Raw genomic sequence first — 25152 nt, 5'->3', positions numbered from 1 at the left:
CTAGGACGGGTAGAACTCCGTTGATGACCACCACTCTGCGGCCCACCGAGCCGCTCCAGCGCGGCGCCGACGAAGCGCTGTCCCGCCACTACACGGTGTGCGTGAACAGCCGTCCCGTCGGGGCGATACATCTCGCGACCCACCCGTCCTTCGGGCTTGCCGTCGCCCAGATCCGGGACCTGCGGATCGAGGAACCGGATCGCAGACGCGGCCGGGGCACGGTCGCCGCGCTCGCCGCCGAGGAGGTGGCGCGCGGCTGGGGCTGCACACAGGTGGAGGTCAGGGTCCCGGCCGCCGCCGAGCCCGCGCTGCGGCTCGCCACCATGCTCGGATACGTCCACCGCAACCGCGGCATGGAGAAACTGATGGGCGACACCCCGCCCCGGCTGCCCGACGGCAGCCGCGCCAGGCCCATGACGGAGGCCGAGTTCGGGCCGTGGGCGGAGCGCGGCATCTCCGAGTACGCCCGCGACTGGAGCGAGCGCGGAGTGCCGGAGGCCGAGGCTGCGGCGAGGGCGAGGAAGGACCACGAACTCCTGGTGGAGCGTGGCCTGGCGACGGAGCACGCCGTGTTGAGCGTGCTGGAGCACGACGGTGTCCGGGCCGGAATCCTGTGGGTGGAGTTCGTCGGTGACAAGGCGTTCGTCTACGACGTCGAGACCGACGAGGCCCTGCGGGGCCGCGGACACGGTCGCTCCCTGATGCTGCTGGCAGAGGCCCAGACGATCGCCTCCGGGAGACGGGTCCTGGGCCTCAACGTCTTCGCGGGCAACACCCCTGCCGAGCGGCTGTACGAGTCGCTGGGCTACACGAACGTGGGGTACTCGATGTACAAAAGCCTGCTCTGAGTCGGGTTCACTCCCGCCCGTCGAGCAGCCGGTCCGCGATCTCCTCGATCCGCTTCCGCAGCCCGTCCTGGCTCTTGCCGCCGTCGAGACGCTCACCGTCGATGACGTACGTCGGCGTCCCGGTGACGCCGATCGCCTTGCCCTCCGCCTGGTCGGCGTCCACGATCAGGATGTGCCGGCCGTCGATCAGGGCGGTGTCGAACTCCTCGGCGTCGAGCCCCAGTTCACGGGCGACCTCGACCAGAAGGGCTTCTCCGGCGCGGTCCAGCTCCTCGGCCCGCCCCAGCACGGCCTCGACGTACTCCCATCCCTTCCCCTGCTCCAGCGCCTCCTCGGCGGCCTGCGCGGCGGCGAAGGAGTGCTTGTGCTTCTCCAACGGGAAGTGCCGCAGCCGCAGTTCCAGACGGTCGCCGTAACGGGCGCGCAGGGCCCGGACATCGTCCAGAGCGCCGCGGCAGTCGGTGCACTGCAACTGGCACCAGACGTCGAGAACGGGCACGGGGGGACGGACGGGGGAGGGGTCGCTCATGACCCCAGTCTTCCAGCTCCGACCAGGTCGACGGCACCGGCCCCGGTCGAGCCCCGGCCCGCCTCGCCGCGCCGCCTCCAGTGACGTCCGATGACGTCTGACGGCATCCACGCTCGGCCTCCGGTACGCCCCCTCGACCGGCACCTCCGGAGGAGACGACCCGGAGATGTCCCTGATGTCCTGCCGGAGCATGGCCCGGTGGGGGTCGGGAGGTGCAGGATGGATAGGGACGAAGCGGCACCTGGCCGATCGAGCCCCGCATGGAGGACCGGATGATTGCCGAGACCGTCTGTTCCGCCGTCGCCGCGGCCGGCCTGGGCATCGCGGCGGTCACGGCGTACCGAAAGCGATTCCTCGCCGCCACCCGCATCGCCGCCTACTCTCTCGTCCCGCTCGGTCTCGTGATGACCGGCGTCGTCGACTGGCTCGCGGACACCGCGCTCAGCCCGACGGCCTGGGCGGGCTTCGGTGTGCTCGGCCTGTCGTGGGTGCTGTTCTCGACCACCCGCGCGGTGGAGCGCCGCCGCGGTGGCACCCGCAAGGAGCGCAGGGCGGCCCGTGGCGCCCAGCAGGAGGCGGTGGCCCCTACGGCCTCCGCGCCGTCCCTCGGCCCGGCCGTCCGCACCCCGTCGGCCCGCCCCGCGGGCAGGCCCGGCGCCACCGGATCCGCCACGGAGGACTTCAGTGACATCGAGGCCATCCTGAAGAAGCACGGCATATGACGGTCGCATGATGGACTGAAACGTTCGCAGTGGGACCCGTCCTGATCTGTAAGCGGTCAGGATGTGAAACGGACATGAGGGAATCCGGCGAACTCCCGCCCATTCCGGGCGTGTTGATCGCGCCGGGGGTGTCGGCTGCGCCATCATCACCACGAGATGCTGGACACGCAACAGAGCGACACCGCGCCGCCGCAGGACGAGCCGCGTGGATGCCTTTTCGCCCTTTCCCAGCCACCGCTGATGATCTTCCTTGCGGTGATCGGGTGTCTGCTGCTCATGGCTGCGCTGCACGACCTGCTGCTGCTCTGAGCCATACCCGTGGTCCCCGGCGTCACCCGTCGGGGATCACGTCGCCCCCTCCGCCTCCGCCCGGTGCGTCAGCCCGCGGCTTCCTTGCGTCGCGCCCGGTACGCGGCCACATGCAGACGGTTTCCACAGGTGCGGCTGTCGCAGTAGCGCCGCGAGCGGTTGCGGGAGAGGTCGACGAAGGCCCGTCGGCAGTCGGGGGCCTCGCAGCGCCGCAGCCGCTCCTGCTCGCCGGCCACCACGAAGAACGACAGCGCCATCCCGCAGTCGGCGGCCAGGTGATCGGCCACGGAGGCGCCCGGCGCGAAGTAGTGCACGTGCCAGTCGTAGCCGTCATGGTCCGTGAGCTGGGGAGTGGTGCCCGCGGCGGCGACCAGGTCGTTGATCAGGGCAGCGGCGGCCCGGGCGTCCGGGGCGGCGAAGACCGAGGTGAACCGTCCGCGGATCCTGCGCACGGCCGACAGATCGAACTCCGAGAGCGTCCCGACATCACTGATCTCGTGGTTCCGGACGAAATCCTCGAGCGCCGCGACATCCGGCAGCGCGTCCGTCGCCGCGTCGTCCTCTGGTGCGGTGTTCACCAGATCGACCACGGTGTCGAGGGCACACCGGGTGTCGTGGGTGATCAGCACGATTCGCTCCCTGGCCTGGAGGTCGGGCGGACGCCCGCCGATGCTGGCCGATGGTAGTGGCTCACGGCACCGGAATGCCGGGTCCGGCGCCCACCGCCCCGACCGACACGGCCAGGCGGCCCCGGTCGGGACGAGCGTGGCGGCTCCAGCGGGGCGCAGTCGGCCGTCGAGGCCGGAAACGCGGCAGGTGCCGTGGCTGCGGAGCGCTCCGCAGCCACGGCACCTGCCGTTCTCTATTCGGTTGTGGGTACCCGAGCCGTCTCCCCGAGTGGACGGCGCCGGGCGGCTCTGTGCGGTCTCGCGCCTAGCTTTCCGCCAGGATGTGCGAGAGCTCCTGATCCAGATCGAAGTGGCGGTGCTCGGTGCCCGGGGGCACGGCGGCGTCCGTCCGCTTCAGGAAGGACTCCAGGGCCCGCGCAGGGGCCTCGAGCAGCGCTTCGCCCTCAGGGGAGCTCAGGGCGATGCATACGACGCCCTGACCGTGACTGCGCGACGGCCAGACTCGGACGTCGCCGGTTCCGGTGGGCCGGTGGAGGCCCTCCGCGAGGAGGTCGCGGGCGAACACCCACTCGACGGTCTCCTCGGCTCCGGTGTGGAAGGTGGCGTGCACGGCGTAGGGGTCGGCCGTGTCGTACCGCAGGCCTGCGGGGACAGGCAGGGAGGACTCGCTCGACACAACGAGGCGCAGGTGCAGCTCGCAGCTGACCGTGGTGTTCATAAGCGCCAGGGCCTTTCGCTCAGTGTGCGCTCGGGGATTCGCACGTCGGCGAAATCGACATGCCACCTACGGTGTCGTTGTAAACCCCTCTGAGTGTTTTGCGTGCCTTTACGTAACTCTTCCGGCCGAGACCCCGTTCGCGAGCTACGACCATTCCGGTGACCGGTTTCTCTCCGGTAGGGTTTGGCTGTATGAATACGGGGAGTGACGATCGGGGCGAGGTCGCCGTGGCATCCGATGAGAAGGCCGACGGCAGGGCGGACGGGGCGCAGGACGAGCAGGGTCTCGGTTCCAAGGCGCCGGAATTCATCAAGTCACGTCGGCTGCTGCACCTGAGCTGGCAGGTCTGCATCTTTGTCATCGGCCTCGCGGTCGTGGTCGCCGGAATCATCATGCTGCCGCTGCCGGGACCCGGCTGGGTCGTGATCTTCGGTGGAATGGCGATCTGGGCGACCGAGTTCGTCTGGGCCCAGCTCGTGCTGCGCTGGACCAAACGCAAGGTGACGGAGGCGGCCCACCGCGCCCTCGATCCCAGGGTGCGCCGGCGCAACATCACCCTGACTGCGATCGGCCTGGTGGTCATCGCCGCGATCCTCGGGGTCTACCTCTGGAAGTTCGGCTTCGAAATGCCCTGGAACATCAAGAACCAGTGAGCCGTGCGGGGGGTGCCGTGGCTGTCACCGCTGGTCACAGCCACCCTCTGACATGGGGTAATCTTCTTCCTGCGCCCGGGCGATTAGCTCAGTGGGAGAGCGCTTCGTTCACACCGAAGAGGTCACTGGTTCGAACCCAGTATCGCCCACCCGGACCGACGGCCCGTCTGCGAGAACGCGGACGGGCCGTCGGCGTGTGTACGTCCACGGACCGTCGTGCACGGCCGATGTCCCCCGCCGCTCTCGCGTGATCCGGCGACCCGCGTCCCGCGTGACCTCCGGGTCGCCCCGCGTCACCGTCCGCAGCCAAGACTCTCCCCGTGGCCCGTCCATTTTCGGCCGCCCGCCGATCTCGTGCGGTGGGATGCGCCATGTTCGGCCGGTCGACTGCGCGTCTCTCACCTGGGGCGTCGTCAGTTTCCTGGCCGTGCCCGGCTGTTGGGCGCGGCCCCAGCTCTCACCACACTCACAATAAATTCCTGCCCGAATCATTGACGCACCCCCGAGCCCTCCGTAGCTTGTGCCAGCAAGCGCTTACTTGAAACGATTCATGCAGGCGGCGACGCTGCGGGGAGGGGACCGACTGTGGGAACCAGCAGGAATGTTGAGAGGCGAACGATCCTGAAGACGGCCGGGGCTACAGCGGCGACGCTGGGGCTGGCGGCGACAACCGGGTGTGGTGGGGACAGTGGCAGTTCCGGAGACGGAACCGTGACACTGCGTTACGCATGGTGGGGTGGAGAGCCGCGCACCATCGCCATCAAGAAGACGATCGCGCTCTTCGAGAAGAAGTATCCGAAGATCAAGATCAAGCCTGAATTCACCGACTACGAAGCGTTCTGGGAGAAGTTCCAGACCCAGGCCTCCGGCGGTAATCCTCCGGACGTTTTCCAGAATGCGGTCGGTTTCCTGCGCAAGTACGACAAGCGCGGTGTTCTGCTGGATCTCAAGACGCAGGCGGACGCCGGGAATCTGAGCCTGGACAACTTCCGCAACGGCATTCTGGCGAACGGTCAGGTCGACGGCAAGCAGATCGGCATACCCGTCGGCGCCAACACCATGGCGCTCGTCATCGACCTCAAGGCCTTCAAGAAGGCGGGCGTGGAGGCGAAGTTCGGCTGGACGTGGGACGAGTACTTCGCCGCGCTCCAGACGATCCAGGACAAGCTGAAGATCGCCGGTGACACCGGCTACTTCGCGATCATGTACCTCTACGACCTGTATCTGCGTCAGAACGGCAAGGCCTTCTTCACCGACTCCGATCTCGGTTTCACCGAGGACGATGTGACGCAGTGGTGGACGGACGGCTACAAGCGCGTGAAGTCCGGCCTTGTCGCCGACCCGAAGAAGATCGAGCAGGTCAAGCCGAAGTCCGGTCTCTCGGCGGGACTCGCCGCGTCCGAGTTCACCTGGGACAACTTCTCCATCCGCTACGAGGGCGAGGGCACCTCGGACTACGGGCTCGCGCCGATCCCCACCGTGGACGGGAAGCAGACCGGCCAGTACCTCGGTTCGCTGATGCTCAGCGGTTTCTCCGGGACCAAGCACCCCAAGGAAGTCGCCCAGTTCATCAGCTTCATGGTCCACGACCCCGAGGTCGGCAAGATCATGGGCTACGACCGCGGCATCCTCGCCACGACCGAGCAGTACGACGCGTTCAAGCCGGCCGACGCCCAGAACAAGGGCGTCGCGGCCTACGAGGACGAGGTCGCCAAGGCGGGCGTGCTCGGGAAGATCACCCCGCACCCGTCCGGCGCGGACGTGATCGAGGCGGCGTTCCTGCGTATCGGCGGCGAGGTCGCCCAGGGCAAGACCAAGCCGGCCGACGCCGCGAAGGCGCTGTTCAGCGAGGCCAAGGCCGCGTTCGCGGGCTGAGGGGACGTACCACCATGACGCTCGTCAAGGAAGCGCCCGTGCGCCCGGCGAAGAAGCGGTCCGCCGCTCCTGTCGCCGGGCGGCGCGGGCGGCGCCGCGAGAACCTCGCCGGCTACCTCTTCATGTCTCCGTGGATCGCGGGATTCCTGGTTCTCACGGCGGGACCGATGATCGCGTCCCTGTACTACGCGTTCACCCGGTACAACCTGTTCACGCCGCCCGAGTGGGTGGGGTTCGACAACTTCACGACGATGTTCCACGACCCGCGCTGGCAGAAGTCGGTGGAGGTCACGCTCAAGTACGTCGTCGTGGCCACTCCGCTGAAGCTGCTGCTCGCGCTCGGCGTCGCGCTGCTGCTCGCGCAGCAGCGGCGCGGGCAGGGCCTGTACAGGGCCGCGTTCTACATGCCCTCGCTCATCGGCGCCAGCGTCTCCGTCGGGTTCGTCTGGCGGGCGCTGTTCTCCGACGACGCGATCGTCGACCGCACGCAGAAGATCTTCGGTGTCGACGTGGGCGGCTGGATCGGCGACCCGGACTACGTCCTGTACTCCCTGGTGGCCCTGAGCATCTGGCAGTTCGGTGCGCCGATGGTCATCTTCCTGGCCGGTCTCAAGCAGGTCCCGCGGGAGCTGTACGAGGCCGCCGAGGTGGACGGAGCCGGCCCCTTCCGCCGGTTCTGGAACATCACGCTGCCGATGATCTCCCCGGTGCTCTTCTTCAACGTGCTGTTGGAGTCCATCCACGCGTTCCAGGTGTTCGGCTCGGCGTACGTCGTCTCCGACACCCGGTGCGGGCCCGCCGACGCGACGCTCGTCTACACCTGTTACCTCTACCAGAAGGGCTTCAAGGAGGCCCAGATGGGCTTCGCCTCCGCGATGGCCTGGTCACTGGTGGTCGCGGTGGCGCTCGTCACGGCGGTCCTGTTCTGGTCGCAGAAGAAGTGGGTGCACTACGAGGAGGCGGCCAAGTGACCACGGTAAGCACCCCTGTGGTGCGCACCCCGAACGAGCGGCGGCGCACGGGATCGATCGCCTGGCACGTCGGCTCGCTCGCCGTCCTGGCGGTCGTCCTGTACCCCGTGATCTGGGTCCTCGGCGCCTCGTTCAAGCCGAGCAAGGACATCATCGCCAGCATCGACCTGCTGCCGTCCAAGCCGGTCTGGGCGAACTTCTCCGGGCTCGCCGACGGTATCTCCGGCATCTCCATCGGCACCTTCTTCACCAACTCGCTGATGTACGCGGGCCTCGCCGTGGCCGGTGTCGTGATCTCCAGCTCGCTGACGGCGTACGCCTTCGCCAAGATCCGGTTCGCCGGGCGGAACCTGCTGTTCACGCTGATGATCGGCACGCTGCTGCTGCCGTACCACGTCCTGCTGATTCCGCAGTACGTGCTGTTCCGCAAGCTGGAACTCGTCGACACGCTGGTGCCGCTGGTGGCGGGGAAGTTCCTTGCCACGGAGGCGTTCTTCGTCTTCCTGATGGTGCAGTTCATGCGCGGGCTGCCGCGTGAGTTGGACGAGGCCGCCAAGCTCGACGGCTGCGGGCACCTGAGGACCTACTGGTCGATCGTGCTGCCGCTGTGCCGCCCGGCCCTCATCACCAGCGCCATCTTCACCTTCATCAACGCGTGGAACGACTTCATGGGGCCGTTGATCTACCTCAACAGCCCTGACAAGTACACCGTCTCGCTCGGTCTGATGATGTTCCGCGACCAGGAGGGCATCTCCAACTACGGCAGCATGATCGCGATGTCGCTGGTGGCGCTGGTGCCGGTCATCGCCTTCTTCATGGCCTTCCAGCGCTATCTCATCGACGGCATGGCGACCTCCGGACTGAAGTGAGGCGGTCAGCATGGCGCAAGCGCGTGTGAAGGCTCGTCGTAGGGCGTCCGTGTTCGGCGGCGAGCGCTTCGCCCTTTTCGCCGAGGCGCTCCTCACCGGTGTGTGGATCGCCGTGGCCTGTCTCGGCCTCGTCACCTACCCCGCGGCCTTCGCCGCCGGGGCACGGCATCTGCGGCGGCGTGCCGGCCATGAGGCGGGCGGCTGGCGGGAGTTCGTCGCGGACTTCCGTACGGCCGTGCGCCGCGGGTGGCTCGTCGGGGTCGCCGGGTGGGCGGCGGGGGCCGCGGTCTGGGTGGACGTCCAGGCCGCGCGGGCCGGGATCCCCGGCGGCCCGTTCGTCGGGGCCGTCGGACTGCTGGCGCTGATGGCGCTGGCGGTGGCCGGGCTGCGCGCGGCTGCCGTGTGGACGCCGGGCGCCTCCTGGCGCGCGCTGCTCGCGGGCGCCGTACGCAGGACCCTGCGCGATCCCGCCGGATCCTTCCTGATCGTCGCCGGTCTGGCCGTCGTGGCCCTGTCGGCGGGGTTCGTCGCACCGCTGGCGGTCCCCGTCCTCGGGGCTGTAGCGGCGGCGGCCGTCGCCGTGGAGGAACGCCACCGGCGCCGCTGACGGGCGGTGCCCCCGACCTGGGTCGGCGCCCCGGGCGCCGTACCTCTCTCTGTCATGCCCCTGACCAGCCTGTCCATGGAAAGGAACGGCCATGTCCCCCATCCCCCGCAGGTCCATCCTCAAGGCGGCCGCCGTCGCCGGTGCCGCCGCGCAGTTCAGCTGGGCGTTGGGCACCAAGGACGCGCAGGCCGCGCCGAGAGCCGCCGAGGCCGACGACGCTCCCGTGACCCTGGACTGGCTGGAGGACGGCGGCCTCGGTGCCGCGCCCGGCTCCACCGTCGGTGTCCCCTGGCCGAAGGGCGTCCATCAGGAGGGCCAGAAGTTCGCGGTGACGGACGCGGACGGCAAGGGCGTTCCGGTCCAGTCCTGGCCGCTCGCCTACTGGCCCGACGGCTCGCTCAAGTGGACCGCCCACGCGCTCAGTTCGGGCAACGGCAAGCTGTCGCTGAGCGCCGGCGACACGGCCGTACCCGACAAGAAGGTCACCGTCGACAAGAGCGGTGGCGCGATCACCGTCTCCACCGGTGTCATCACCGCGAAGATCGGCAAGTCGGGCGCCACGCTCATCAAGTCGGTGACCCGCGGCTCCACCGAGATCGCCAAGAACGGGCGGCTCGTGCTGATCCGCCAGCCCGAGATCGAGGACGAGGACCAGGGCGCGGTCAGGACAGAGCGCTTCGAGGGGGCCATCTCGGCGGTGACCGTCGAGCAGGAGGGCCCGGTCCGTGCCGTCGTCAAGATCGACGGCAAGCACCGCAAGGGCAGCCGGAGTTGGCTGCCGTTCTCCATCCGCCTCTACTTCTACGCGGGCGCCGACTCCTTCCGCATGGTCCACACCATCACCTACGACGGCACCCAGGAGCCCGGCAAGGCGAGCGGCGACTTCATCCGCGGCCTCGGTGTCCGCTTCACCGTGCCGATGCGGGACCAGTCCTACGACCGCCACATCCGCATCGGCGGCGAAGGGACAGGCCTGCTGCGCGAGGCCGTCAAGGGCATCACCGGTCTGCGCCGCGATCCCGGCATCGCCGTGCAGGAGGCCCAGTACGCGGGCCGGAAGCTGCCCGACCCCGCCACCTGGGACCAGCGGGTCACGACCCGGCTCCAGTACATCCCCGAGTGGGGCGACTACACCCTCTCGCAGCTCTCCTCCGACGGCTTCAGTGTGCGCAAGCGCACCAAGAAGGGCCACAGCTGGATCGGCGCCGGCGGCGGCGGGCGGGCGTCCGGGTTCGGGTACGTCGGTGGTGCGAGCGGCGGATTCTCCTTCGGGCTCCGGGACTTCTGGGAGCGCCACCCCTCCCAGCTCGACATCCGTGGCGCGCAGACTGACGAGGCCGAGGTCACCCTCTGGCTGTGGTCGCCCGAGGCCCAGCCCATGGACCTGCGCTTCTACCACGACGGCATGGGCCAGGACACCTTCGCCGAACAGCTCGAAGGCCTCAACATCACCTACGAGGACTACGAGCCCGAGTTCGGCACGCCCTATGGCATCGCCCGTACGTCGGAACTGCTGTTCTGGGCCAACGAGTCGACGCCCACGCCGGAGGTCCTGGCCCAACAGGTCGAGGCCGTAAGGGTGTTGCCGCAGCTCGCCGCGCCGCCCAAGCAGCTCGTCAAGGCGAAGGTCTTCGGACCGGGCCTGTACTCCGAGCCGGACCGCTCGACCCCGGCCAAGGCGAAGATCGAGGACCACCTCGACTTCCTCTTCACGTACTACAAGGGCCAGGTGGAGCAACGCCGTTGGTACGGCTTCTGGGACCACGGCGACATCATGCACACCTATGACACCGTCAGGCACCAGTGGCGGTACGACATCGGCGGCTACGCCTGGGACAACTCCGAGCTCTCGCCCGACCTCTGGCTCTGGTTCGCGTACATCCGCAGTGGCCGCGCGGACATCTTCCGGTTCGCCGAGTCCATGACCCGGCACACCGGTGAAGTGGACGTATACCACCTGGGGCAGTGGGCCGGACTCGGTACCCGACACGGTGTGCAGCACTATGCCGACAGCGCCAAGCAGCAGCGCATCGCCAACACGACGTACCGCCGCTACTACTACTTCCTCACCGCCGACGAGCGCGTCGGTGACCTCATGCACGCCAACGTCGACTCCGACGAGACGTTCCTGGTACTGGACCCGCTGCGCAAGATCCGCACCGACCCGTACACGCCCGACCGGCACGCGCTGTCGGTCGGATTCGGCACGGACTGGAGCGGACTGGTGTCGGCCTGGCTGACCGAGTGGGAACGCAAGGGACCCAAGTGGGAGAAGGCCAAGGCCCGGGTGCTTTCGACGATGGAGGGCATCGCCGCCCAGCCCAACGGCTTCGTGCAGGGAAGCGGACTGTACGACCTCGACACGGGGAAGTTCGCGGTCGCTCCGGCGCCGGTGGTCGGGGTCTCGCACCTGTCCGCCGTGTTCGGGCTCAACGAGTTGTGCGCCGAGCTCATCGACCTGGTCGACATGCCGAAGTTCAACGAGGCGTACTTCGACTACTGCCGCTACTTCAACGCGACCAAGGCCGAGCAGGCGGCACGGTACGGGTCCAACTTCGGGTCGCTGCTGCTGTTCCAGGGGCACTCGCGGCTGGACGCGTACGCGGCCGTCAAGACTGGGGACGCGAAGCTGGCCACGCGTGCGTGGGACAAGTTCTACAACTCCGACGGGTACAAGGAGTCGGCGCCCTGGAAGACCGAGGCGCTGAGCGGGCCGGTCGCGTTGGTGGCGGGTAGCGAGGCGGCCTGGGTGTCGTCCAACGACACCGCGCTGTACGGACTGGCCGCGATCGAGAACCTGGCGCTGCTCGGGGACAAGATGCCGTAGCGGCTTGTGCCGTGGGGAACTGCGTGGCCGCCTTGGCTGGTCACGCAGTTCCCCACGCCCCTGGGTGGGTTCAGTGCATGCTTCCCAGGAAGTCCCGCATCTTTCGCGCGTTCCTCAAGCGGTGTTCGTATGTTGCGCCGAGCGCGAGCAGAAGGAGGCCGGCCAGGGCCGGGAGCACCCAGCGGGGGAGGGCGTCCGCCACCTGGACGAGGTACGGGGCCAGTTCGTGCAGGGCGTCCAGGACCAGGACACCGCCGCCCAGCAGGAGCGGGGCCTGGAGACGGTGGCCGGCGCCTGCCAGGGTGACCGACAAGGCCGCCGTGCCCAGCAGCAGAGGACGGGCCCAGTGGGGATCGCTCCAGGCCGCGACGAGGCTCGGCACCAGGGTGATGGCCAGCCCGGGGGCGTACGCCGTCCAGGACGAGATCCGCGGGTCACGACGATGGCGCAGGACGCCGACCAGCAGCGCAGGAATCGTGACCGGGAGCGTGTACGCCTCCGGGGTGCCCACGTCCCACGCCGCGAGGCGGACCCAGGTGGCCGCGAGGAACAGGGCGGCGGCCGCGTACCCGACCGGCCGGCGGTCCGTACGGATCGCCGTGCCCGCCGTGATCACCCCGCACAGGGCCAGGACCGTGGCGAGCAGGGGAACGTCGGTCGACGCGAGCACGATGGCGAGCAGTCCGGCCGCCGCCCCGGCCGCCTCGACCGACACGATGGCCTTCGGGTCACCGAGTCGCGGCGCCAGCAGAGCCGCGGCCGCCGGGATCGCGAGGACCAGGAGGGCCGTGTATGCCGGCGACCAGTCCACGGCGGCACCGGTCGCACCGGCGAGCGCGGTGCCGTAGACCAGGGCGGACGGGGCCGTGAACGGGGCGAGGCGCCAGGAGGCCGCCGTGAACAGTGCGACCAGACCGGAGAGCACGACCAGGGTCGCGGTCTGGGACGCGAGGGCGAGGAGAGCGAGGCTCGCGGAGGTCACCAGTGCGAGGGCGAGGGCCGTCAGGTGCTGTCGTAGGAACACGGCGGCCGCGAGGGCCCCGACCGTCACGGTTCCCTGGACCGACAAGCCTGCGGTGTAAGGGAGTTCGAGCACCGCCGGGAGCGTGAGCGCGGTGGCCCAGACCAGGCCCAGGGCTCCTGCCAGGGCCCGCGGACGCCAGGTCGTGTCCCGTACCGCCAGGGCGAGCACCCCCGCGACGGCGGCCAGGACGACCGGCACGGCCCCCGAGTGCGGCGGCCAGGTCATGCCGACGGTCACCGCGGCGCGGGCGTCCGACGGGGCGCCGGTCCAGACCTGTGAGACCCAGGCGAGCGGACCCACCACGACGGCACCGACGACCGGCAGGGCCCACAGCAGGGCCAGTGCCTGTACGGCGCCGGAGGCCCATACGAGACCTCGTCGTACCGCGTCCGGCAGGCGGCTGAGCCGCAGTGCCGCCAACAGTGCGATGCCGAAGGCCAGATGGACCGGGACCGTCCACGGTTCGGGCAGTGCGGATCGGGTGGCACCGCCGAGGGCCGCCACCGTGAGCAGCCCGGAGGCCACGGCCAGGCCGAGCGACTGCTTCTGCCGGGCCGCAGCCAGGGCGATCGCCGCCGCGAGGAGAAGGAGCGCCGCCGCACGGGCGGCGGCGCTCGGGCCGGTGGCTGTCCAGGTCAGCCAACCGGCGGCCAGTACGCCCCAGGCGCCCGTCCCGTACGCGCCGATCGCGGCGACCACGCGTACGGACCTGGGCGTCACCCGGAGCGCCACAACCGTGTCGGACCCGGCCGTCACCAACAGTGCGGTCGTGAGGCCGTAGGCGCCCGCGTCGGCGGCGATCGCCCAGAAGAACAGCGGGAGTTGGGCCGCGACCAGGGCGGCGGGGCGGGGCAAACGCAGCCCGGCGGCGCGCGGCAGCAGCCCGTACGCCGTCCAGAGGCCGGCCAGGAGGGCCGAGGCGACCGCCGTGTAGGCAGCCCCGGGCGTGTGCGGGAGAGCTGCCCCGTGCAGGGCGTAGGCGTCCAGGACGGTCAGTGCCAGACCCAGACCTGCCACCGTCTCGGCCGTCGACCGCAGCTCCCGCTTCAGCAGGAGCAGCGGGGCCCCGAGCGCCGCCGCGGTGACCGCGCCGAGCACCAGGGCCCGGCCGGTGATCCCCAGATGACCCCAGCTGACCAGCGTGAACACCATCGCCGCGACCGTGAGCAGGACACCGCCGAGCACGAGGAGCAGGTTCTGCACACTCGGTCGGCTCGCCTCGGGGCGGGGGAGCGCGGAGGGTGCCGGTCGGGTCGGCTCGGGCGCGCGCCACTTCGGCTGGAGCGCGGCGACCAGCCAGGCCCGGCGGGCCAGCAACTGGGCCCGGCGGGCGTCCAGTTGCCACAGTTCGGCGTCGAGGAGCCGCAGCTCCTCGGCAGGTGGCGGGATGTGGGTCATGCTGTGAAGTGTGGGCTGGGTCACGCGTCGCGACATGAGTACACATACTCAGGACGTACTCGAATCCGATGCCGGGCTTCACCCATACTCAGCGCATGGACTGGACCCGATTCCGCTTCCGCACCCAGTGGTCCCTGCCCGCGAAGCCAGCCGCCGTCTACGCCGCACTGGAACGGGCCGAGGAGTATCCCCGCTGGTGGCCCCAGGTGCGCGAGGTCCGCCGACTCGACGACACCACCGGTCTGATCACGATCCGTGCCGTGCTGCCGTACGACCTGGTCTTCACCGCGCGCGAGGTGCGCCGAGCCCCGGAGGCCGGGGTGCTGGAGATCGCGATGGCCGGGGACCTCGACGGTTGGGCGCGCTGGACGATCACCGCGGACGGCGACGGCAGCCTCGCCCGCTACGAACAGGTCACCGAGGTGAACAAGCCGCTGCTCCGGCGCCTGGCCGTGCCGGGACGGCTGGTCTTCCGGGCCAACCACCGGCTGATGATGCGCGCCGGACGGCGGGGGCTCGTCGCCCACTTGGAAGCGGATTGAAGGAAACCCGCGGGGACCTGTATTGTTCAGTGCGTTCCCGGGCGATTAGCTCAGTGGGAGAGCGCTTCGTTCACACCGAAGAGGTCACTGGTTCGAACCCAGTATCGCCCACCGGGAAAAGCCGGTCCGTCGCAGACGGGCCGGCTTTCTTCATGCCTTGTCATGCCGCCGCGGGCAGATCCGGACGCAGCGGCCAGTCCGTGCTCACCGACTCCTCCGAGCCGCTGCGCGCGAACCACGCCTGCAGGCCCCGTGCCTGCGCCGCGTGCCACACCGCCTGCAGATTGTGCAGCTCCGGAGGCGCCAGCCGCTCCAGCCGGGCCGCGAAACGGCGCCCGACCGCCCGTACGACATCCAGTGAGGCCAGCGCGTCGGCCGCCGCGTCGTGTGCGCCCTCCAGTTCGACGTCGTAGTGCGCGCACAGGTCGGTCAGGGTGCGGCGGCCCTTGCGGTAGCGGTCCAGATGCTTGTCGAGGACCCGCGGATCCAGCACCAGCAGCGGTGAGGTGTCGAACCAGCGGTCCAGGGACGACGCGCGATGGCGGCGCAACTCCCGGTCCAGCAGTGTCAGATCGAACGGCGCGTTCATCACCACCAGCGGACGGCCCGCCACCGCCTGCTCCGCCAGCGCCTCGGCTATCTCGAACATCACCGGCGCCGGCCAGCGGCCGTTGCGCTGGAGATGTTCGTCCGTCAGCCCGTGCACCGCCGTCGCCCCGGCGGGCACCGGCACGCCCGGGTTGACCAGCCACCGGCTCACCCGCGGCCGGCTGCCCGCGGCGTCCTGGACGACGACGGCGGCCGACACGATCCGGTCGGTCTCGACGTCAACGCCCGTGGTCTCCGTGTCGAAAGCGGCCAGGGGCCCTTCGTACCAGTACGTCATCCAACTCAACCCCTCGTTCACCCACGGCAGCTGACGCACCGTCTTCTGCCTGTTTGGTGATACCCGGGCTGTTTGCGCCGTACGCCGGAAGGACACAACAGGAGTACGGGTCTTTGCAGTTCAGCGGCCCGGCGCGGGATTCATCCGCCCCCATTGTGGGCATGTCACTTTGCTTGGAAGGCTGTTGGTCATGGCGATAGCGCAGCCCGAGCGGGGCGGGCTGCTGCCCGAACGCACGGGCCCCCTTCGCGGCACGCTCGCCACCACCGCCTGCATGGAGACACTGCAGGTGGGCTATCTGCACGCCGTCGCGGCGGCGGCCGGCTGCTCGTTGTCGCAACCCTTTCCGGACAACGGCATCGACTGGCACGTCAGCCACGGCTCGCCCGGACACACCGTCGACGACGAGGTCACCATCAAGGTGCAGCTCAAGTGCACCTACCAGATCGCGCCCAACCCGGCAGGCCGGTTCTTCTCCTTCACGCTCGACAACGACCACTTGCGCAAACTCGCCCGCACACCGGTGTCCGTCCACAAGATCCTGGTGGTCATGCTCGTCCCGAGAACCCAGGACGACTGGCTGCGCGCCGGCCACGACCGCCTCGACCTCAGACACTGCTGTTACTGGGTCAACCTGGCCGGCCACCCCATCACCGGCCGGACCCGGACCACCGTGCGGATTCCGACCAACCGCATCTTCGACGACCGGGCGCTGTGCGAGATCATGACGCGCGTCGGGACGGGAGGCAGACCATGACCCACCGGCCGCTGGAGGAGCCACTGCGTGCCGTACGCCCCCACCCGGAGGCCCACTGGGAGCGTTCACCGACTCCCGACGAGGTCGACCCCGCCGTCCTGAGCGCCCTGCTGCACCGGCACGGCTGGCAGCGGCGCGGCGGCGCTCCGGGCCGCTACGGCCGCTGGACGCCGCCGGGCCCGGGCGCGGGCGGGACCAGCCTGCTCGTGCCCGAGAGCCGTGCGTTCCCCGACAGCGAGGAACTCCTCGGCGAGGCCCTCGTCGCGCTGTCCCGCAGCGGCACCCCCTCGGCGCGCGAGGTGCTCGTCGGGCTCGCTGTGCCCAGCGACGAGATCCGCTGGTGGCGGGACGTCCCGACCGGCCCCGCCGACGCCACGACCTGGAGCGTCGAGGAGCAACTGCGCGCCGCCGCCCGCCAGACCCTGCTCGCCGGCGCGCTCGCCACACGCGCGCGTGCCGGCTACTACGGCGCCCGCCACCGCCGTACGGCAGCCGCGACCCTGGACACCGTCCTGGTCGGCTCGGCCACCGGGGGCCGCCGGCTCACCGCCTTCGTGCCCGTCGACACCGCCCGCCCCCTCGCCGTCCGCCTCCACCAGGCCCTCTACGCGACCAGGGAGGCCATCGACTACCAGCGGGCCACCGGCGGCATGGACGCCTTCGACGGGGCCGTCGAGGCGGGTGTCAGCCGGGAGCTCACCGAGGCGCTGATCGCCCTCGTGCGGGGTACCGAAGGTGCCCGCATCGCCGTCGAGTGGGCGCCCGCGGCCGGGGTCCCCGAAGGGTGCGCGGCCCGTGCCGAGGCCGTCGAGTTCTCGCCCGGCGACCTGCCCGTGCTGCGCGAGGCCGGAGCCCGCTTCCTGCGCGAGGAGCCCTCCGTCCCGGTGCGGATCACCGGCACGGTGGAGCGGATGCACAGGTCGGGGCCGCGCGGCGACGGGTCGGTACGGCTGCGCGTGATCGCCGGCGCCGAGATCCCGCACCTGCGGCTGACGCTGGACGAGGAGGCGTACCGGATCGCCGGGCAGGCCCACCTCGTCGGGCTGCCGGTCCGGGTGCACGGCCGGCTGGAGAGCCGCGGCGGCTTCCGCAGGCTCACCGGGGCCACCGGAGTCGCGCCCGTACAGGTGGACGAGGCCGAGCGGGACCGGCTGATGAAGTCCCTCCAGGAGAATCTGGACTTCTTCGAGGAGGCATGCGGAGAGTCCGGTCAGGAAGCCTGCGGAGGGGACTGATTTCGCGGAGGCGGGTGCCGGGTCGGTACGATCCCCTCTTGCGCGCGCTCCCGGTATGGCGCCGCACCCACCTTCAGTCAGGAGAGACCGGTGTCAGACGTCCGTGTGATCATCCAGCGCGATTCCGAGCGGGAAGAACGCGTGGTGACGACGGGCACTACGGCCGCCGAGCTCTTCGCGGGCGAACGCTCGATCGTCGCCGCGCGCGTGGGAGGCGAGCTCAGGGACCTCGCGTACGTCCTCTCCGAGGGCGAAGAGGTGGAGGGCGTGGAGATCTCCTCCGAGGACGGCCTCAACATCCTGCGCCACTCCGCCGCCCACGTGATGGCGCAGGCCGTGCAGGAGCTCTTCCCCGAGGCCAAGCTGGGCATCGGCCCGCCGGTCAAGGACGGCTTCTACTACGACTTCGACGTCGAGAAGCCGTTCACGCCCGAGGACCTCAAGGCCGTCGAGAAGAAGATGCAGGAGATCCAGAAGCGGGGGCAGAAGTTCTCCCGCCGTGTGGTCACCGACGAGGCCGCCCGCGAGGAACTGGCCGCCGAGCCGTACAAGCTGGAGCTGATCGGCCTCAAGGGTTCCGCGTCGAGCGACGACGGTGCGGACGTCGAGGTCGGCGCCGGCGAGCTCACCATCTACGACAACCTCGACGCCAAGACCGGCGAGCTGTGCTGGAAGGACCTGTGCCGCGGTCCCCACCTGCCCTCCACCCGCAACATCCCGGCGTTCAAACTGATGCGCAACGCGGCCGCCTACTGGCGCGGCAGCGAGAAGAACCCGATGCTCCAGCGCATCTACGGCACCGCGTGGCCGACCAAGGACGAGCTGAAGGCGCACCTCGACTTTCTCGCCGAGGCCGAGAAGCGCGACCACCGCAAGCTGGGCTCCGAGCTCGACCTGTTCTCCATCCCGGAGCAGATCGGCTCCGGCCTCGCCGTCTTCCACCCCAAGGGCGGCATCATCCGCCGCGTCATGGAGGACTACTCGCGCCGCCGCCACGAGGAGGAGGGCTACGAGTTCGTCTACACCCCGCACGCGACGAAGGGGAAGCTCTTCGAGCAGTCCGGGCACCTGGACTGGTACGCCGACGGCATGTACCCGCCCATGCAGCTCGACGAGGGCGTGGACTACTACCTCAAGCCCATGAACTGCCCGATGCACAACCTGATCTTCGACGCGCGCGGCCGCTCCTACCGTGAACTGCCGCTGCGCCTCTTCGAGTTCGGGACCGTGTACCGGTACGAGAAGTCGGGTGTCGTGCACGGCCTCACCCGCGCGCGTGGCTTCACCCAGGACGACGCGCACATCTACTGCACCCGTGAGCAGATGTCGGAGGAGCTCGACAAGACGCTCACCTTCGTCCTCGGCCTGCTGCGCGACTACGGCCTGACCGACTTCTACCTGGAGCTGTCCACCAAGGACCCGGAGAAGTTCGTCGGCTCCGACGAGGTCTGGGAAGAGGCGACCGAGACCCTGCGTCAGGTCGCCGAGAAGCAGGGCCTGCCCCTGGTCCCGGACCCGGGTGGCGCCGCCTTCTACGGCCCGAAGATCTCCGTCCAGACCAAGGACGCGATCGGCCGTACCTGGCAGATGTCGACGATCCAGCTCGACTTCAACCTGCCGGAGCGCTTCGAGCTGGAGTACACCTCGCCCGACGGCACCAAGCAGCGCCCGGTCATGATCCACCGCGCGCTGTTCGGCTCCATCGAGCGGTTCTTCGCGGTGCTCCTGGAGCACTACGCGGGCGCCTTCCCGGCCTGGCTGGCCCCGGTCCAGGCGGTCGGCATCCCGATCGGCGACGCACACGTGGAGTACCTGGAGAAGTTCGCCGCGGCCGCCAAGAAGCAGGGCCTGCGGGTCGAGGTGGACTCCTCCTCGGACCGCATGCAGAAGAAGATCCGCAACGCCCAGAAGCAGAAGGTGCCCTTCATGGTCATCGCGGGCGACGAGGACATGGCGGGCGGCTCGGTGTCCTTCCGCTACCGCGACGGCTCGCAGGAGAACGGCATCCCGTTCGACGAGGCCATCGCGAAGATCGCGAAGGTCGTCGAGGAGCGGACACAGGTCTGACGCCTGCAGGTGGGGCCCTCGGGGAGTTCAGTTCCCCGGGGGCCCTTCGTCGTCCTCCCGGTCACGGCGCCGAGCAGGGCCAGCCCGATCATCATCACGCCGACCGCGATCAGGCGGCCCAGCGGGGTGACCGGGACGACATCGCCGTAACCGACGGTGGCGAGGGTGGCGCAGGTCCACCAGACGGCGTCACCGAAGGTGTGCATGGTGGTCCCGGGTGCGTGGCGTTCCTGCTGGTAGACGGCGAGAGCACCGGTGAAGCCCAGCAGCAGGGTCGACAGACCGGCGTAGACGCTCACGCGCGCGTGCAGGGCGAGCCGGGGCCGTCCGCGCCGGCGCTGCACGGCCTCGTACACCTTCACGACCCTCAGGGGCCGCAGCAGAGGCAGGAGCAGCACGAGGGTGTCCAGGACGTGGGTCCGTACGAAGCGCTGCCGCTGCCCGCTCAGACGCCGGCGCACCGCGTAGTCGACGGCGAACAGCGCCCAGGCGGCCAGTGTCACGGCCAGACAGAGGTCGAGCAGACCGTCCGCGAGACCGTCGGCCAGCACCCGGAGCGCGTACCCGGCGAGGAAGGCCAGGGCGGCGACGGCGAGAGGGAGTTCCGTGCGCTGCTCCCAGCGGGCCTCGCGGTCGTCGGCGGGCGGCGTCCCGCGGGAGCCGGAGACGGGGGCGCCCCGTACGTGCCTACCGGCGGCCCGGGTCCGGCGGGCCTCGTGGTCGTGGCTCCTGTGTTCCCCGGTGTCGTCGGCTCCGCGGCTGTCGTCGTCCACCCGTCCAGCTTGGCCCGGACCGTTTTTCCCACAACCCCACCGACACGGCGCGAACGGGCGAAGTCATATGCTGCACTGCATGACGAGTGAGCCGGAGCAGCAGTGGGGAGTCGGGACGCAGGACGCGTTCCAGCGTCTGTGGACACCCCACCGGATGGCCTACATCCAGGGCGAGAACAAGCCGACCGGCCCGGGTGCCGAAGACGGCTGTCCCTTCTGCTCCATCCCGGCCAAATCCAACGAGGACGGTCTGATCGTCCGGCGCGGACAACTGGTGTACGCGGTGCTCAATCTCTACCCCTACACCGGCGGCCATCTGATGGTTGTGCCCTACCGGCATGTGGCCGACTACACCGACCTCACCGAGCCGGAGACCGCCGAACTGGCCGCGCTGACCAAGCAGGCGATGACGGCCCTGCGGACCGCGTCCGGGGCGCACGGCTTCAACATCGGCATGAACCAGGGGACGGTCGCCGGCGCCGGTATCGCCGCCCACCTGCACCAGCACATCGTCCCGCGCTGGGGTGGCGACACGAACTTCATGCCCGTCGTCGGCCACACGAAGGTGCTGCCGCAGCTGCTGGGGGACACCCGGAAGATGCTGGCGGAGGCCTGGCCGACGGACTGATCTCAGCCGAGGCCGACACCGACCGGCCCGTCCGGACCGACGGGGACCGGGGGTTACCGCCCCCAGACCCCCCGCCCCCAGACCCCCCGCACCGCCGGATGCCTACGCGTCGTACAGGTCGGCCTTGCGCGGGGACACGTCCTGGACCTGCGTGCTCAGGAAGCCCGCCCGCGTGCCGAACTTCTCCGTGTCCACGCCGTTGTCCTCCAGGACCCGGATCGCCGCGGCGTGCACGACCCGCAGCACCGGTGTCGCGGCACGCAGCGCGTCGTCGGCCATGAAGCGGTGCCGCCACGGCCGGTCCGCCCAGGCGTGCCGCACACCGAACGGCTCGGGCAGGACGAGCGCGCCGCCGAGCCAGTTGAGCAGCGGCGGATACCGGGTCAGGGGCGCCCGGGCGGCGAGACGAACCACCTCGTCGGCGTCGACCAGCGGGAGCTTGATCTTCCGGGTCTCCCAGAACCGGATCGACTTGGCGACCTCCTTCTCCTTGGCCTCCGGCTTCGAGGTGAACAGCCCGTGCACCGGCCCCAGTGCGTGCCCGGTGACCTCGATGCGCAGGGTCTCGTGCAGCACGGTCACCGTGATCATCATGGTGAGGACCAGCTGCCCCTCCCACAGCGTCCACTGGACGCCCAGGTAGTGCCGGTCTCCGCCGCCGAACTGCTGCTTGTTGCAGATGTCCTGTATCGCGTGGGACTTGACCTGGTACGCGTCCACGTCCGTGCCCCCGGGCCGGGTCACCGCCTTGGCGCCTTCCGCGATCGGGGTGACGACCCAGTGCCGTACGGACGGTTTCGGGAAGCCGCCGGTGTTGATGGTGTTGCGTTCCAGCATGCGCAGCTGGTCGTGGATGGAGCGGATGACGTCCCAGCTGCGGAAGGGGTGGATCTCCCGGGTGGGGTCGGCGGACACCAGGTTCTCGGCCAGCTGCCAGCTGCCCCAGCGGGTGCCCATGCCGAGTATCCCCTTGGGGCCGGCGTAGAAGACGGAGTTGGACTGCTGTTCGGCGCTGAGGGTGGCGAGGGACTGGCGGAGTTGTTCGGCCGCGGTCTCACCGGGGCTGCTCGGCACCGCCTCGGGCACCTTGGCGCCGACGCTGCTGCCGGCCAGCAGATTGTCCCAGCGGCTCCGCAGGTCCGTCGCCGTGCGCTCGCAGATCTGCTTGGCCCAGAACCAGCCGACCACAGGGAGGACCACGCACGCGCGTGCGTACAGGGCCCAGAAGCCGCCGAAGGGCATCTTGATCAGGAAGAGCACGGCGAGCGCCCCCATCGCGACCAGCAGCGCTGTGCCGAGCACGCCCGCCTGCTTGTCGTCGCGCCTGGCGACGTTGGTGCGCAGCGTGAAGACCATCAGCCAGACCAGGAATCCGGGCAGGAAGAGCACACCGCACAGCACCACCACGGCGCTCAGCCAGTTGTCCCGGTCCCGGCGGATGTTGTTCGCCGCGAGACAGTGCTCGACCACGACCTGCGGCTCGGCGCCGAAGGACTGGATGAGCGGCTTGCGGCCCTTGCCGAGCATGCGGATGACCACGGCCGTGGAGAAGGCCTCGCCGAGGTTGGGGCGGAAGATCTTTGCCCAGCTGCGGCCGCCCTTGATGGTCGACTCGTGCCATTCGTTGTTGGCCTTGAGGATCTCCTCCATCGGATTGTCCCGATAGGCCGCCGAGGCCAGGGCGAACGTGGCCGTCTGTGCCTCGTCACCCGTGCGCGGCACCTGCGGACCGAAGAAGTCCGCGTAACCGCCGTTAACGGTCATTCCCGCCCCCCGATCGCCGCGTTGCTCCCGCTCCTGCGGCCTTCCCGACTTCCGTGCTCCGCACACCTGTTGATCAGGTCATCAGGGTATCCGCAGGTACCGACATTCGTCGGCGGACGGCCGAAGCCGCCCGCCTGGGCGGAGGGAAAGGTTCCGTAAACGTCACCTGCCGGGCCCCGGGCGCCACTTGTGCGGCGCCCGGCCCCAACTACGAGGCGTCTCGCGCGCCTTCACGGATCCTCTCGGAGATCTGCGGCGGCATGGGCTCGTGCCGTGCGTAGGAGCGGTCGAAACGCGCGGTGCCGTGCGACAGGGACCTGAGGTCGATCGCGTACCGGCCGATCTCGATCTCGGGCACCTCGGCCCTGACGAGCGTGCGCCCGCCGTTGGTCTGCTCGGTGCCGAGCACCCGCCCGCGCCGCCCGGACAGGTCACTCATCACGGCGCCCACGTAGTCGTCGCCGACCAGGACGGACACCTCTGCCACCGGCTCCAGCAGATGGATCCGCGCGTCCGCCGCCGCCTCCCGCAGCGCCAGCGCCCCGGCCGTCTGGAACGCGGCGTCGGACGAGTCGACGGAGTGCGCCTTTCCGTCCACCAGCGTGACCCGGACGTCGATGAGCTGATGGCCGGTGGCGACCCCCCTGGCCGCCTGCGCCCGTACGCCCTTCTCGACGGACGGGATGAACTGACGCGGCACCGCACCGCCGATGACCTTGTCCACGAACTCGATGCCCGAGCCGCCGGGCAGCGGCTCCACCTCGATCTCGCAGATGGCGAACTGCCCGTGCCCGCCGGACTGCTTCACATGCCGCCCGCGCCCCGCCGACTTGTCGGCGAACGTCTCCCGCAGGGCCACCCGGTGCGGTACGAGGTCCACCTGCACTCCGTAACGGCTGCGCAGCCGCTCCAGCGCCACGTCGGCGTGCGCCTCGCCCAGGCACCACAGGACCACCTGGTGGGTGTCCGGGTTCTGTTCGAGCCGCATGGTCGGGTCCTCGGCGACCAGCCTCGCGAGGCCCTGCGAGAGCTTGTCCTCGTCCGCCTTGCTGTGCGCCTCGATGGCGAGCGGCAGCAGCGGGTCGGGCATCTCCCACGGCTCCATGAGCAGCGGGTCGTCCTTCGCCGAGAGCGTGTCCCCGGTCTCCGCGCGGCTCAGCTTCGCCACGCACGCGAGGTCTCCCGCGATGCAGTGCGTGAGCGAGCGCTGCTGTTTGCCGAAGGGCGCGGACAGCGCGCCGACCCGCTCGTCGACGTCATGGTCCTCGTGCCCGCGGTCGGCGAGCCCGTGCCCCGAGACATGGACCGTCTCGTCCGGGCGCAGGGTCCCGGAGAAGACCCGCACCAGCGAGATCCGGCCGACGTACGGGTCGGATGCGGTCTTCACGACCTCCGCGACCAGCGGTCCCTCGGTGTCGCAGGGTTTGATCTCGCGCGGCTTGCCGTCGATGGTGGTGACGCCCGGTGTGGGGTGCTCGAACGGCGTCGGGAAACCCCCTGTGACCAGCTCCAGCAGCTCGACCGTGCCGATGCCCTGCCGGGCGCCTTCGCTCGCGGGGGCGGCGGCCAGGACCGGATGGAACGCCCCGCGCGCCACGGCCCGCTCCAGGTCCTCCACGAGTGTTTTGAAGTCGATCTCCTCGCCGCCGAGGTAGCGGTCCATGAGGGTCTCGTCCTCGCTCTCCGCGATGATCCCCTCGATCAGCCGGTTGCGGGCCTCCTCGATCTCCGGCAGCAGATCCTCACCCGGCTCGGCCTCCTTGCGTTCCCCGGACGAGTAGTCGAACAGCTTCTGCGACAGCAGCCCGGTCAGCCCGGTCACGGGCGCGTGCCCGTCGGGGCCCTGCGGGCCGTGCAGGGGCAGATAGAGCGGCAGTACGGCGTCGGGGTCGTCGCCGCCGAAGGCCTCGGCGCAGGTCCGCGTCATCTCCTCGAAGTCCGCCCGCGCGGCCTCCAGATGCGTGACGACGATCGCCCGGGGCATCCCGACGGCCGCGCACTCCTCCCACACCATGCGCGTGGAACCGTCCACGCCGTCCGCGGCCGAGACGACGAAAAGGGCCGCGTCCGCCGCTCGCAGACCGGCCCTGAGTTCCCCGACGAAGTCGGCGTATCCGGGGGTGTCCAGCAGATTGATCTTGTACCCGCCCCATTCGACGGGCACCAGGGAGAGCTGTACCGAGCGTTGCTGGCGGTGCTCGATCTCGTCGTAGTCGGAGACGGTGCCGCCGTCCTCCACACGGCCCGCCCGGTTCACCGCCCCCGCCGTCAGCGCGAGAGCTTCCACCAATGTCGTCTTGCCCGAACCGGAGTGGCCGACCAGCACCACATTCCGTATGGACGCGGGGTGGTCGGCCGCCGTTGCCCTGCCGGCGGCTCCGGGGTGTGTGTTCGCCTTGTCGCCCATGGCCTTGCCTCCCGTGCACGGTGAGGTCACTGTGGGCGCGGACGTGCGGAATCCTCCCCCAGGCTTCGCCCGGGAGGTGCCCCCAGCGATGGCGGCAACGGTGACGCCCGCGGT

At 70.0% G+C, this 25152-nt stretch carries 22 protein-coding genes and 2 tRNA genes; 16 read left to right on the top strand and 8 right to left on the bottom strand.

All coding sequences use genetic code 11. The annotated features are described in order from the left end of the window. The first annotated feature begins 20 nt into the window (after positions 1–20). Positions 21–848 (top strand): GNAT family N-acetyltransferase, encoded by an 828-nt coding sequence (locus tag OHT57_RS09705; RefSeq protein ID WP_328745681.1) that lies wholly within the window; start codon positions 21–23, stop codon positions 846–848. Positions 849–855: 7 nt separating this feature from the next. Here the strand turns inward: OHT57_RS09705 and OHT57_RS09700 are convergent, their stop codons facing one another. Beyond that, positions 856–1377 carry a DsbA family protein gene (locus OHT57_RS09700; protein WP_328745680.1) on the bottom strand — a complete coding sequence of 174 codons (522 nt, stop codon included), beginning with the start codon at positions 1375–1377 and terminating at the stop codon, positions 856–858. A gap of 272 nt (positions 1378–1649) precedes the next feature. Here OHT57_RS09700 and OHT57_RS09695 point away from each other — a divergent pair, with 272 nt between their 5' ends. Both OHT57_RS09695 and OHT57_RS09690 read left to right on the top strand, forming a co-directional pair. Further along, positions 1650–2099 (top strand): hypothetical protein, encoded by a 450-nt coding sequence (locus OHT57_RS09695; RefSeq protein WP_328745679.1) that lies wholly within the window; start codon positions 1650–1652, stop codon positions 2097–2099. Between the two features lie 156 nt (positions 2100–2255). After that, entirely contained in the window at positions 2256–2408 is a 153-nt protein-coding gene (locus tag OHT57_RS09690; RefSeq protein WP_328745678.1) for a hypothetical protein, read from the top strand. A gap of 68 nt (positions 2409–2476) precedes the next feature. On the opposite strand, the gene OHT57_RS09685 is transcribed toward OHT57_RS09690, so the two are convergent. Continuing rightward, positions 2477–3037 (bottom strand): CGNR zinc finger domain-containing protein, encoded by a 561-nt coding sequence (locus OHT57_RS09685; RefSeq protein ID WP_328745677.1) that lies wholly within the window; start codon positions 3035–3037, stop codon positions 2477–2479. 304 nt (positions 3038–3341) lie between these two features. Further along, complete coding sequence (locus OHT57_RS09680) at positions 3342–3755, bottom strand: SsgA family sporulation/cell division regulator (RefSeq protein ID WP_004002642.1); 414 nt, start codon at positions 3753–3755, stop codon at positions 3342–3344. A gap of 191 nt (positions 3756–3946) precedes the next feature. On the opposite strand from OHT57_RS09680, the gene OHT57_RS09675 reads away from it, so the two are divergent. The 7 genes from OHT57_RS09675 to OHT57_RS09645 all read left to right on the top strand — a co-directional run bounded on the left by OHT57_RS09675 (position 3947) and on the right by OHT57_RS09645 (position 11557). Next, positions 3947–4408 (top strand): TIGR02611 family protein, encoded by a 462-nt coding sequence (locus OHT57_RS09675; RefSeq protein ID WP_328753162.1) that lies wholly within the window; start codon positions 3947–3949, stop codon positions 4406–4408. A gap of 77 nt (positions 4409–4485) precedes the next feature. Beyond that, positions 4486–4557: transfer RNA gene (locus OHT57_RS09670), tRNA-Val, on the top strand. Positions 4558–4993: 436 nt separating this feature from the next. After that, positions 4994–6283 carry an extracellular solute-binding protein gene (locus OHT57_RS09665; protein WP_328745675.1) on the top strand — a complete coding sequence of 430 codons (1290 nt, stop codon included), beginning with the start codon at positions 4994–4996 and terminating at the stop codon, positions 6281–6283. Positions 6284–6297: 14 nt separating this feature from the next. Then, entirely contained in the window at positions 6298–7254 is a 957-nt protein-coding gene (locus tag OHT57_RS09660; RefSeq protein WP_328745673.1) for a carbohydrate ABC transporter permease, read from the top strand. After that, complete coding sequence (locus OHT57_RS09655) at positions 7251–8123, top strand: carbohydrate ABC transporter permease (protein ID WP_328745672.1); 873 nt, start codon at positions 7251–7253, stop codon at positions 8121–8123. Before OHT57_RS09660 ends, OHT57_RS09655 begins: the two co-directional genes overlap by 4 nt. A 10-nt stretch (positions 8124–8133) precedes the next feature. After that, positions 8134–8730 (top strand): hypothetical protein, encoded by a 597-nt coding sequence (locus tag OHT57_RS09650; RefSeq protein WP_328745671.1) that lies wholly within the window; start codon positions 8134–8136, stop codon positions 8728–8730. A 91-nt stretch (positions 8731–8821) separates the two neighbouring features. Continuing rightward, the gene (locus OHT57_RS09645; protein ID WP_328745670.1) at positions 8822–11557 is read left to right on the top strand and encodes an exo-rhamnogalacturonan lyase family protein; all 2736 of its coding nucleotides are present in this window, start codon (positions 8822–8824) and stop codon (positions 11555–11557) included. A 70-nt stretch (positions 11558–11627) separates the two neighbouring features. On the opposite strand, the gene OHT57_RS09640 is transcribed toward OHT57_RS09645, so the two are convergent. Continuing rightward, positions 11628–13979: an SCO7613 C-terminal domain-containing membrane protein gene (locus tag OHT57_RS09640; RefSeq protein ID WP_328745668.1), complete on the bottom strand. Its 2352-nt coding sequence runs from the start codon at positions 13977–13979 to the stop codon at positions 11628–11630. Positions 13980–14074: 95 nt separating this feature from the next. Between OHT57_RS09640 and OHT57_RS09635 the strand changes: the two genes are divergently transcribed. Beyond that, the gene (locus tag OHT57_RS09635) at positions 14075–14521 is read left to right on the top strand and encodes an SRPBCC family protein (RefSeq protein ID WP_328745667.1); all 447 of its coding nucleotides are present in this window, start codon (positions 14075–14077) and stop codon (positions 14519–14521) included. A gap of 39 nt (positions 14522–14560) precedes the next feature. Then, positions 14561–14632: transfer RNA gene (locus OHT57_RS09630), tRNA-Val, on the top strand. Positions 14633–14681: 49 nt separating this feature from the next. On the opposite strand, the gene OHT57_RS09625 is transcribed toward OHT57_RS09630, so the two are convergent. Continuing rightward, a complete protein-coding gene (locus tag OHT57_RS09625; protein ID WP_328745666.1) occupies positions 14682–15407 on the bottom strand; it encodes a 3'-5' exonuclease in 726 nt (241 codons plus the stop codon). 190 nt (positions 15408–15597) lie between these two features. Between OHT57_RS09625 and OHT57_RS09620 the strand changes: the two genes are divergently transcribed. The 3 genes from OHT57_RS09620 (at position 15598) to thrS (ending at position 19466) form a co-directional block, all read left to right on the top strand. Continuing rightward, positions 15598–16164: a DUF4365 domain-containing protein gene (locus tag OHT57_RS09620; RefSeq protein WP_328745665.1), complete on the top strand. Its 567-nt coding sequence runs from the start codon at positions 15598–15600 to the stop codon at positions 16162–16164. Next, a complete protein-coding gene (locus OHT57_RS09615; protein WP_328745664.1) occupies positions 16161–17399 on the top strand; it encodes a hypothetical protein in 1239 nt (412 codons plus the stop codon). The genes OHT57_RS09620 and OHT57_RS09615 overlap by 4 nt, the downstream gene beginning before the upstream one ends. A 90-nt stretch (positions 17400–17489) precedes the next feature. After that, positions 17490–19466 carry a threonine--tRNA ligase gene (thrS, locus tag OHT57_RS09610; RefSeq protein WP_328745663.1) on the top strand — a complete coding sequence of 659 codons (1977 nt, stop codon included), beginning with the start codon at positions 17490–17492 and terminating at the stop codon, positions 19464–19466. Here the strand turns inward: thrS and OHT57_RS09605 are convergent. After that, positions 19376–20047 (bottom strand): potassium channel family protein, encoded by a 672-nt coding sequence (locus OHT57_RS09605; protein WP_443053606.1) that lies wholly within the window; start codon positions 20045–20047, stop codon positions 19376–19378. The genes thrS and OHT57_RS09605 overlap by 91 nt on opposite strands. A 259-nt stretch (positions 20048–20306) precedes the next feature. On the opposite strand from OHT57_RS09605, the gene OHT57_RS09600 reads away from it, so the two are divergent. After that, positions 20307–20867, top strand: a complete 561-nt coding sequence (locus tag OHT57_RS09600) for an HIT family protein (RefSeq protein WP_328745661.1) — start codon at positions 20307–20309, stop codon at positions 20865–20867. A 102-nt stretch (positions 20868–20969) separates the two neighbouring features. Here the strand turns inward: OHT57_RS09600 and OHT57_RS09595 are convergent, their stop codons facing one another. Both OHT57_RS09595 and OHT57_RS09590 read right to left on the bottom strand, forming a co-directional pair. Next, entirely contained in the window at positions 20970–22631 is a 1662-nt protein-coding gene (locus OHT57_RS09595) for a hypothetical protein (protein WP_328745660.1), read from the bottom strand. Between the two features lie 208 nt (positions 22632–22839). After that, positions 22840–25038, bottom strand: a complete 2199-nt coding sequence (locus OHT57_RS09590) for an elongation factor G-like protein EF-G2 (protein ID WP_328745659.1) — start codon at positions 25036–25038, stop codon at positions 22840–22842. Positions 25039–25152: the final 114 nt, after the last annotated feature.

This window comes from Streptomyces sp. NBC_00285 (genome assembly GCF_036174265.1).
GTDB lineage: Bacteria > Actinomycetota > Actinomycetes > Streptomycetales > Streptomycetaceae > Streptomyces.
Note: the sequence above shows the minus strand (reverse complement) of the source record. Positions and strands in the feature narration are given on the sequence as shown.

What these genes read in the sequence shown, in the direction of transcription:
- OHT57_RS09700 (WP_328745680.1), bottom strand. Translation starts at nt 1,377, where the DNA reads ATGAGCGACCCCTCCCCCGTCCGTCCCCCCGTGCCCGTTCTCGACGTC.
- OHT57_RS09695 (WP_328745679.1), top strand. Translation starts at nt 1,650, where the DNA reads ATGATTGCCGAGACCGTCTGTTCCGCCGTCGCCGCGGCCGGCCTGGGC.
- OHT57_RS09690 (WP_328745678.1), top strand. Translation starts at nt 2,256, where the DNA reads ATGCTGGACACGCAACAGAGCGACACCGCGCCGCCGCAGGACGAGCCG.
- OHT57_RS09680 (WP_004002642.1), bottom strand. Translation starts at nt 3,755, where the DNA reads ATGAACACCACGGTCAGCTGCGAGCTGCACCTGCGCCTCGTTGTGTCG.
- OHT57_RS09675 (WP_328753162.1), top strand. Translation starts at nt 3,947, where the DNA reads ATGAATACGGGGAGTGACGATCGGGGCGAGGTCGCCGTGGCATCCGAT.
- OHT57_RS09660 (WP_328745673.1), top strand. Translation starts at nt 6,298, where the DNA reads ATGACGCTCGTCAAGGAAGCGCCCGTGCGCCCGGCGAAGAAGCGGTCC.
- OHT57_RS09650 (WP_328745671.1), top strand. Translation starts at nt 8,134, where the DNA reads ATGGCGCAAGCGCGTGTGAAGGCTCGTCGTAGGGCGTCCGTGTTCGGC.
- OHT57_RS09645 (WP_328745670.1), top strand. Translation starts at nt 8,822, where the DNA reads ATGTCCCCCATCCCCCGCAGGTCCATCCTCAAGGCGGCCGCCGTCGCC.
- OHT57_RS09640 (WP_328745668.1), bottom strand. Translation starts at nt 13,979, where the DNA reads ATGACCCACATCCCGCCACCTGCCGAGGAGCTGCGGCTCCTCGACGCC.
- OHT57_RS09635 (WP_328745667.1), top strand. Translation starts at nt 14,075, where the DNA reads ATGGACTGGACCCGATTCCGCTTCCGCACCCAGTGGTCCCTGCCCGCG.
- OHT57_RS09625 (WP_328745666.1), bottom strand. Translation starts at nt 15,407, where the DNA reads ATGACGTACTGGTACGAAGGGCCCCTGGCCGCTTTCGACACGGAGACC.
- OHT57_RS09620 (WP_328745665.1), top strand. Translation starts at nt 15,598, where the DNA reads ATGGCGATAGCGCAGCCCGAGCGGGGCGGGCTGCTGCCCGAACGCACG.
- OHT57_RS09615 (WP_328745664.1), top strand. Translation starts at nt 16,161, where the DNA reads ATGACCCACCGGCCGCTGGAGGAGCCACTGCGTGCCGTACGCCCCCAC.
- OHT57_RS09600 (WP_328745661.1), top strand. Translation starts at nt 20,307, where the DNA reads ATGCTGCACTGCATGACGAGTGAGCCGGAGCAGCAGTGGGGAGTCGGG.
- OHT57_RS09595 (WP_328745660.1), bottom strand. Translation starts at nt 22,631, where the DNA reads ATGACCGTTAACGGCGGTTACGCGGACTTCTTCGGTCCGCAGGTGCCG.
- OHT57_RS09590 (WP_328745659.1), bottom strand. Translation starts at nt 25,038, where the DNA reads ATGGGCGACAAGGCGAACACACACCCCGGAGCCGCCGGCAGGGCAACG.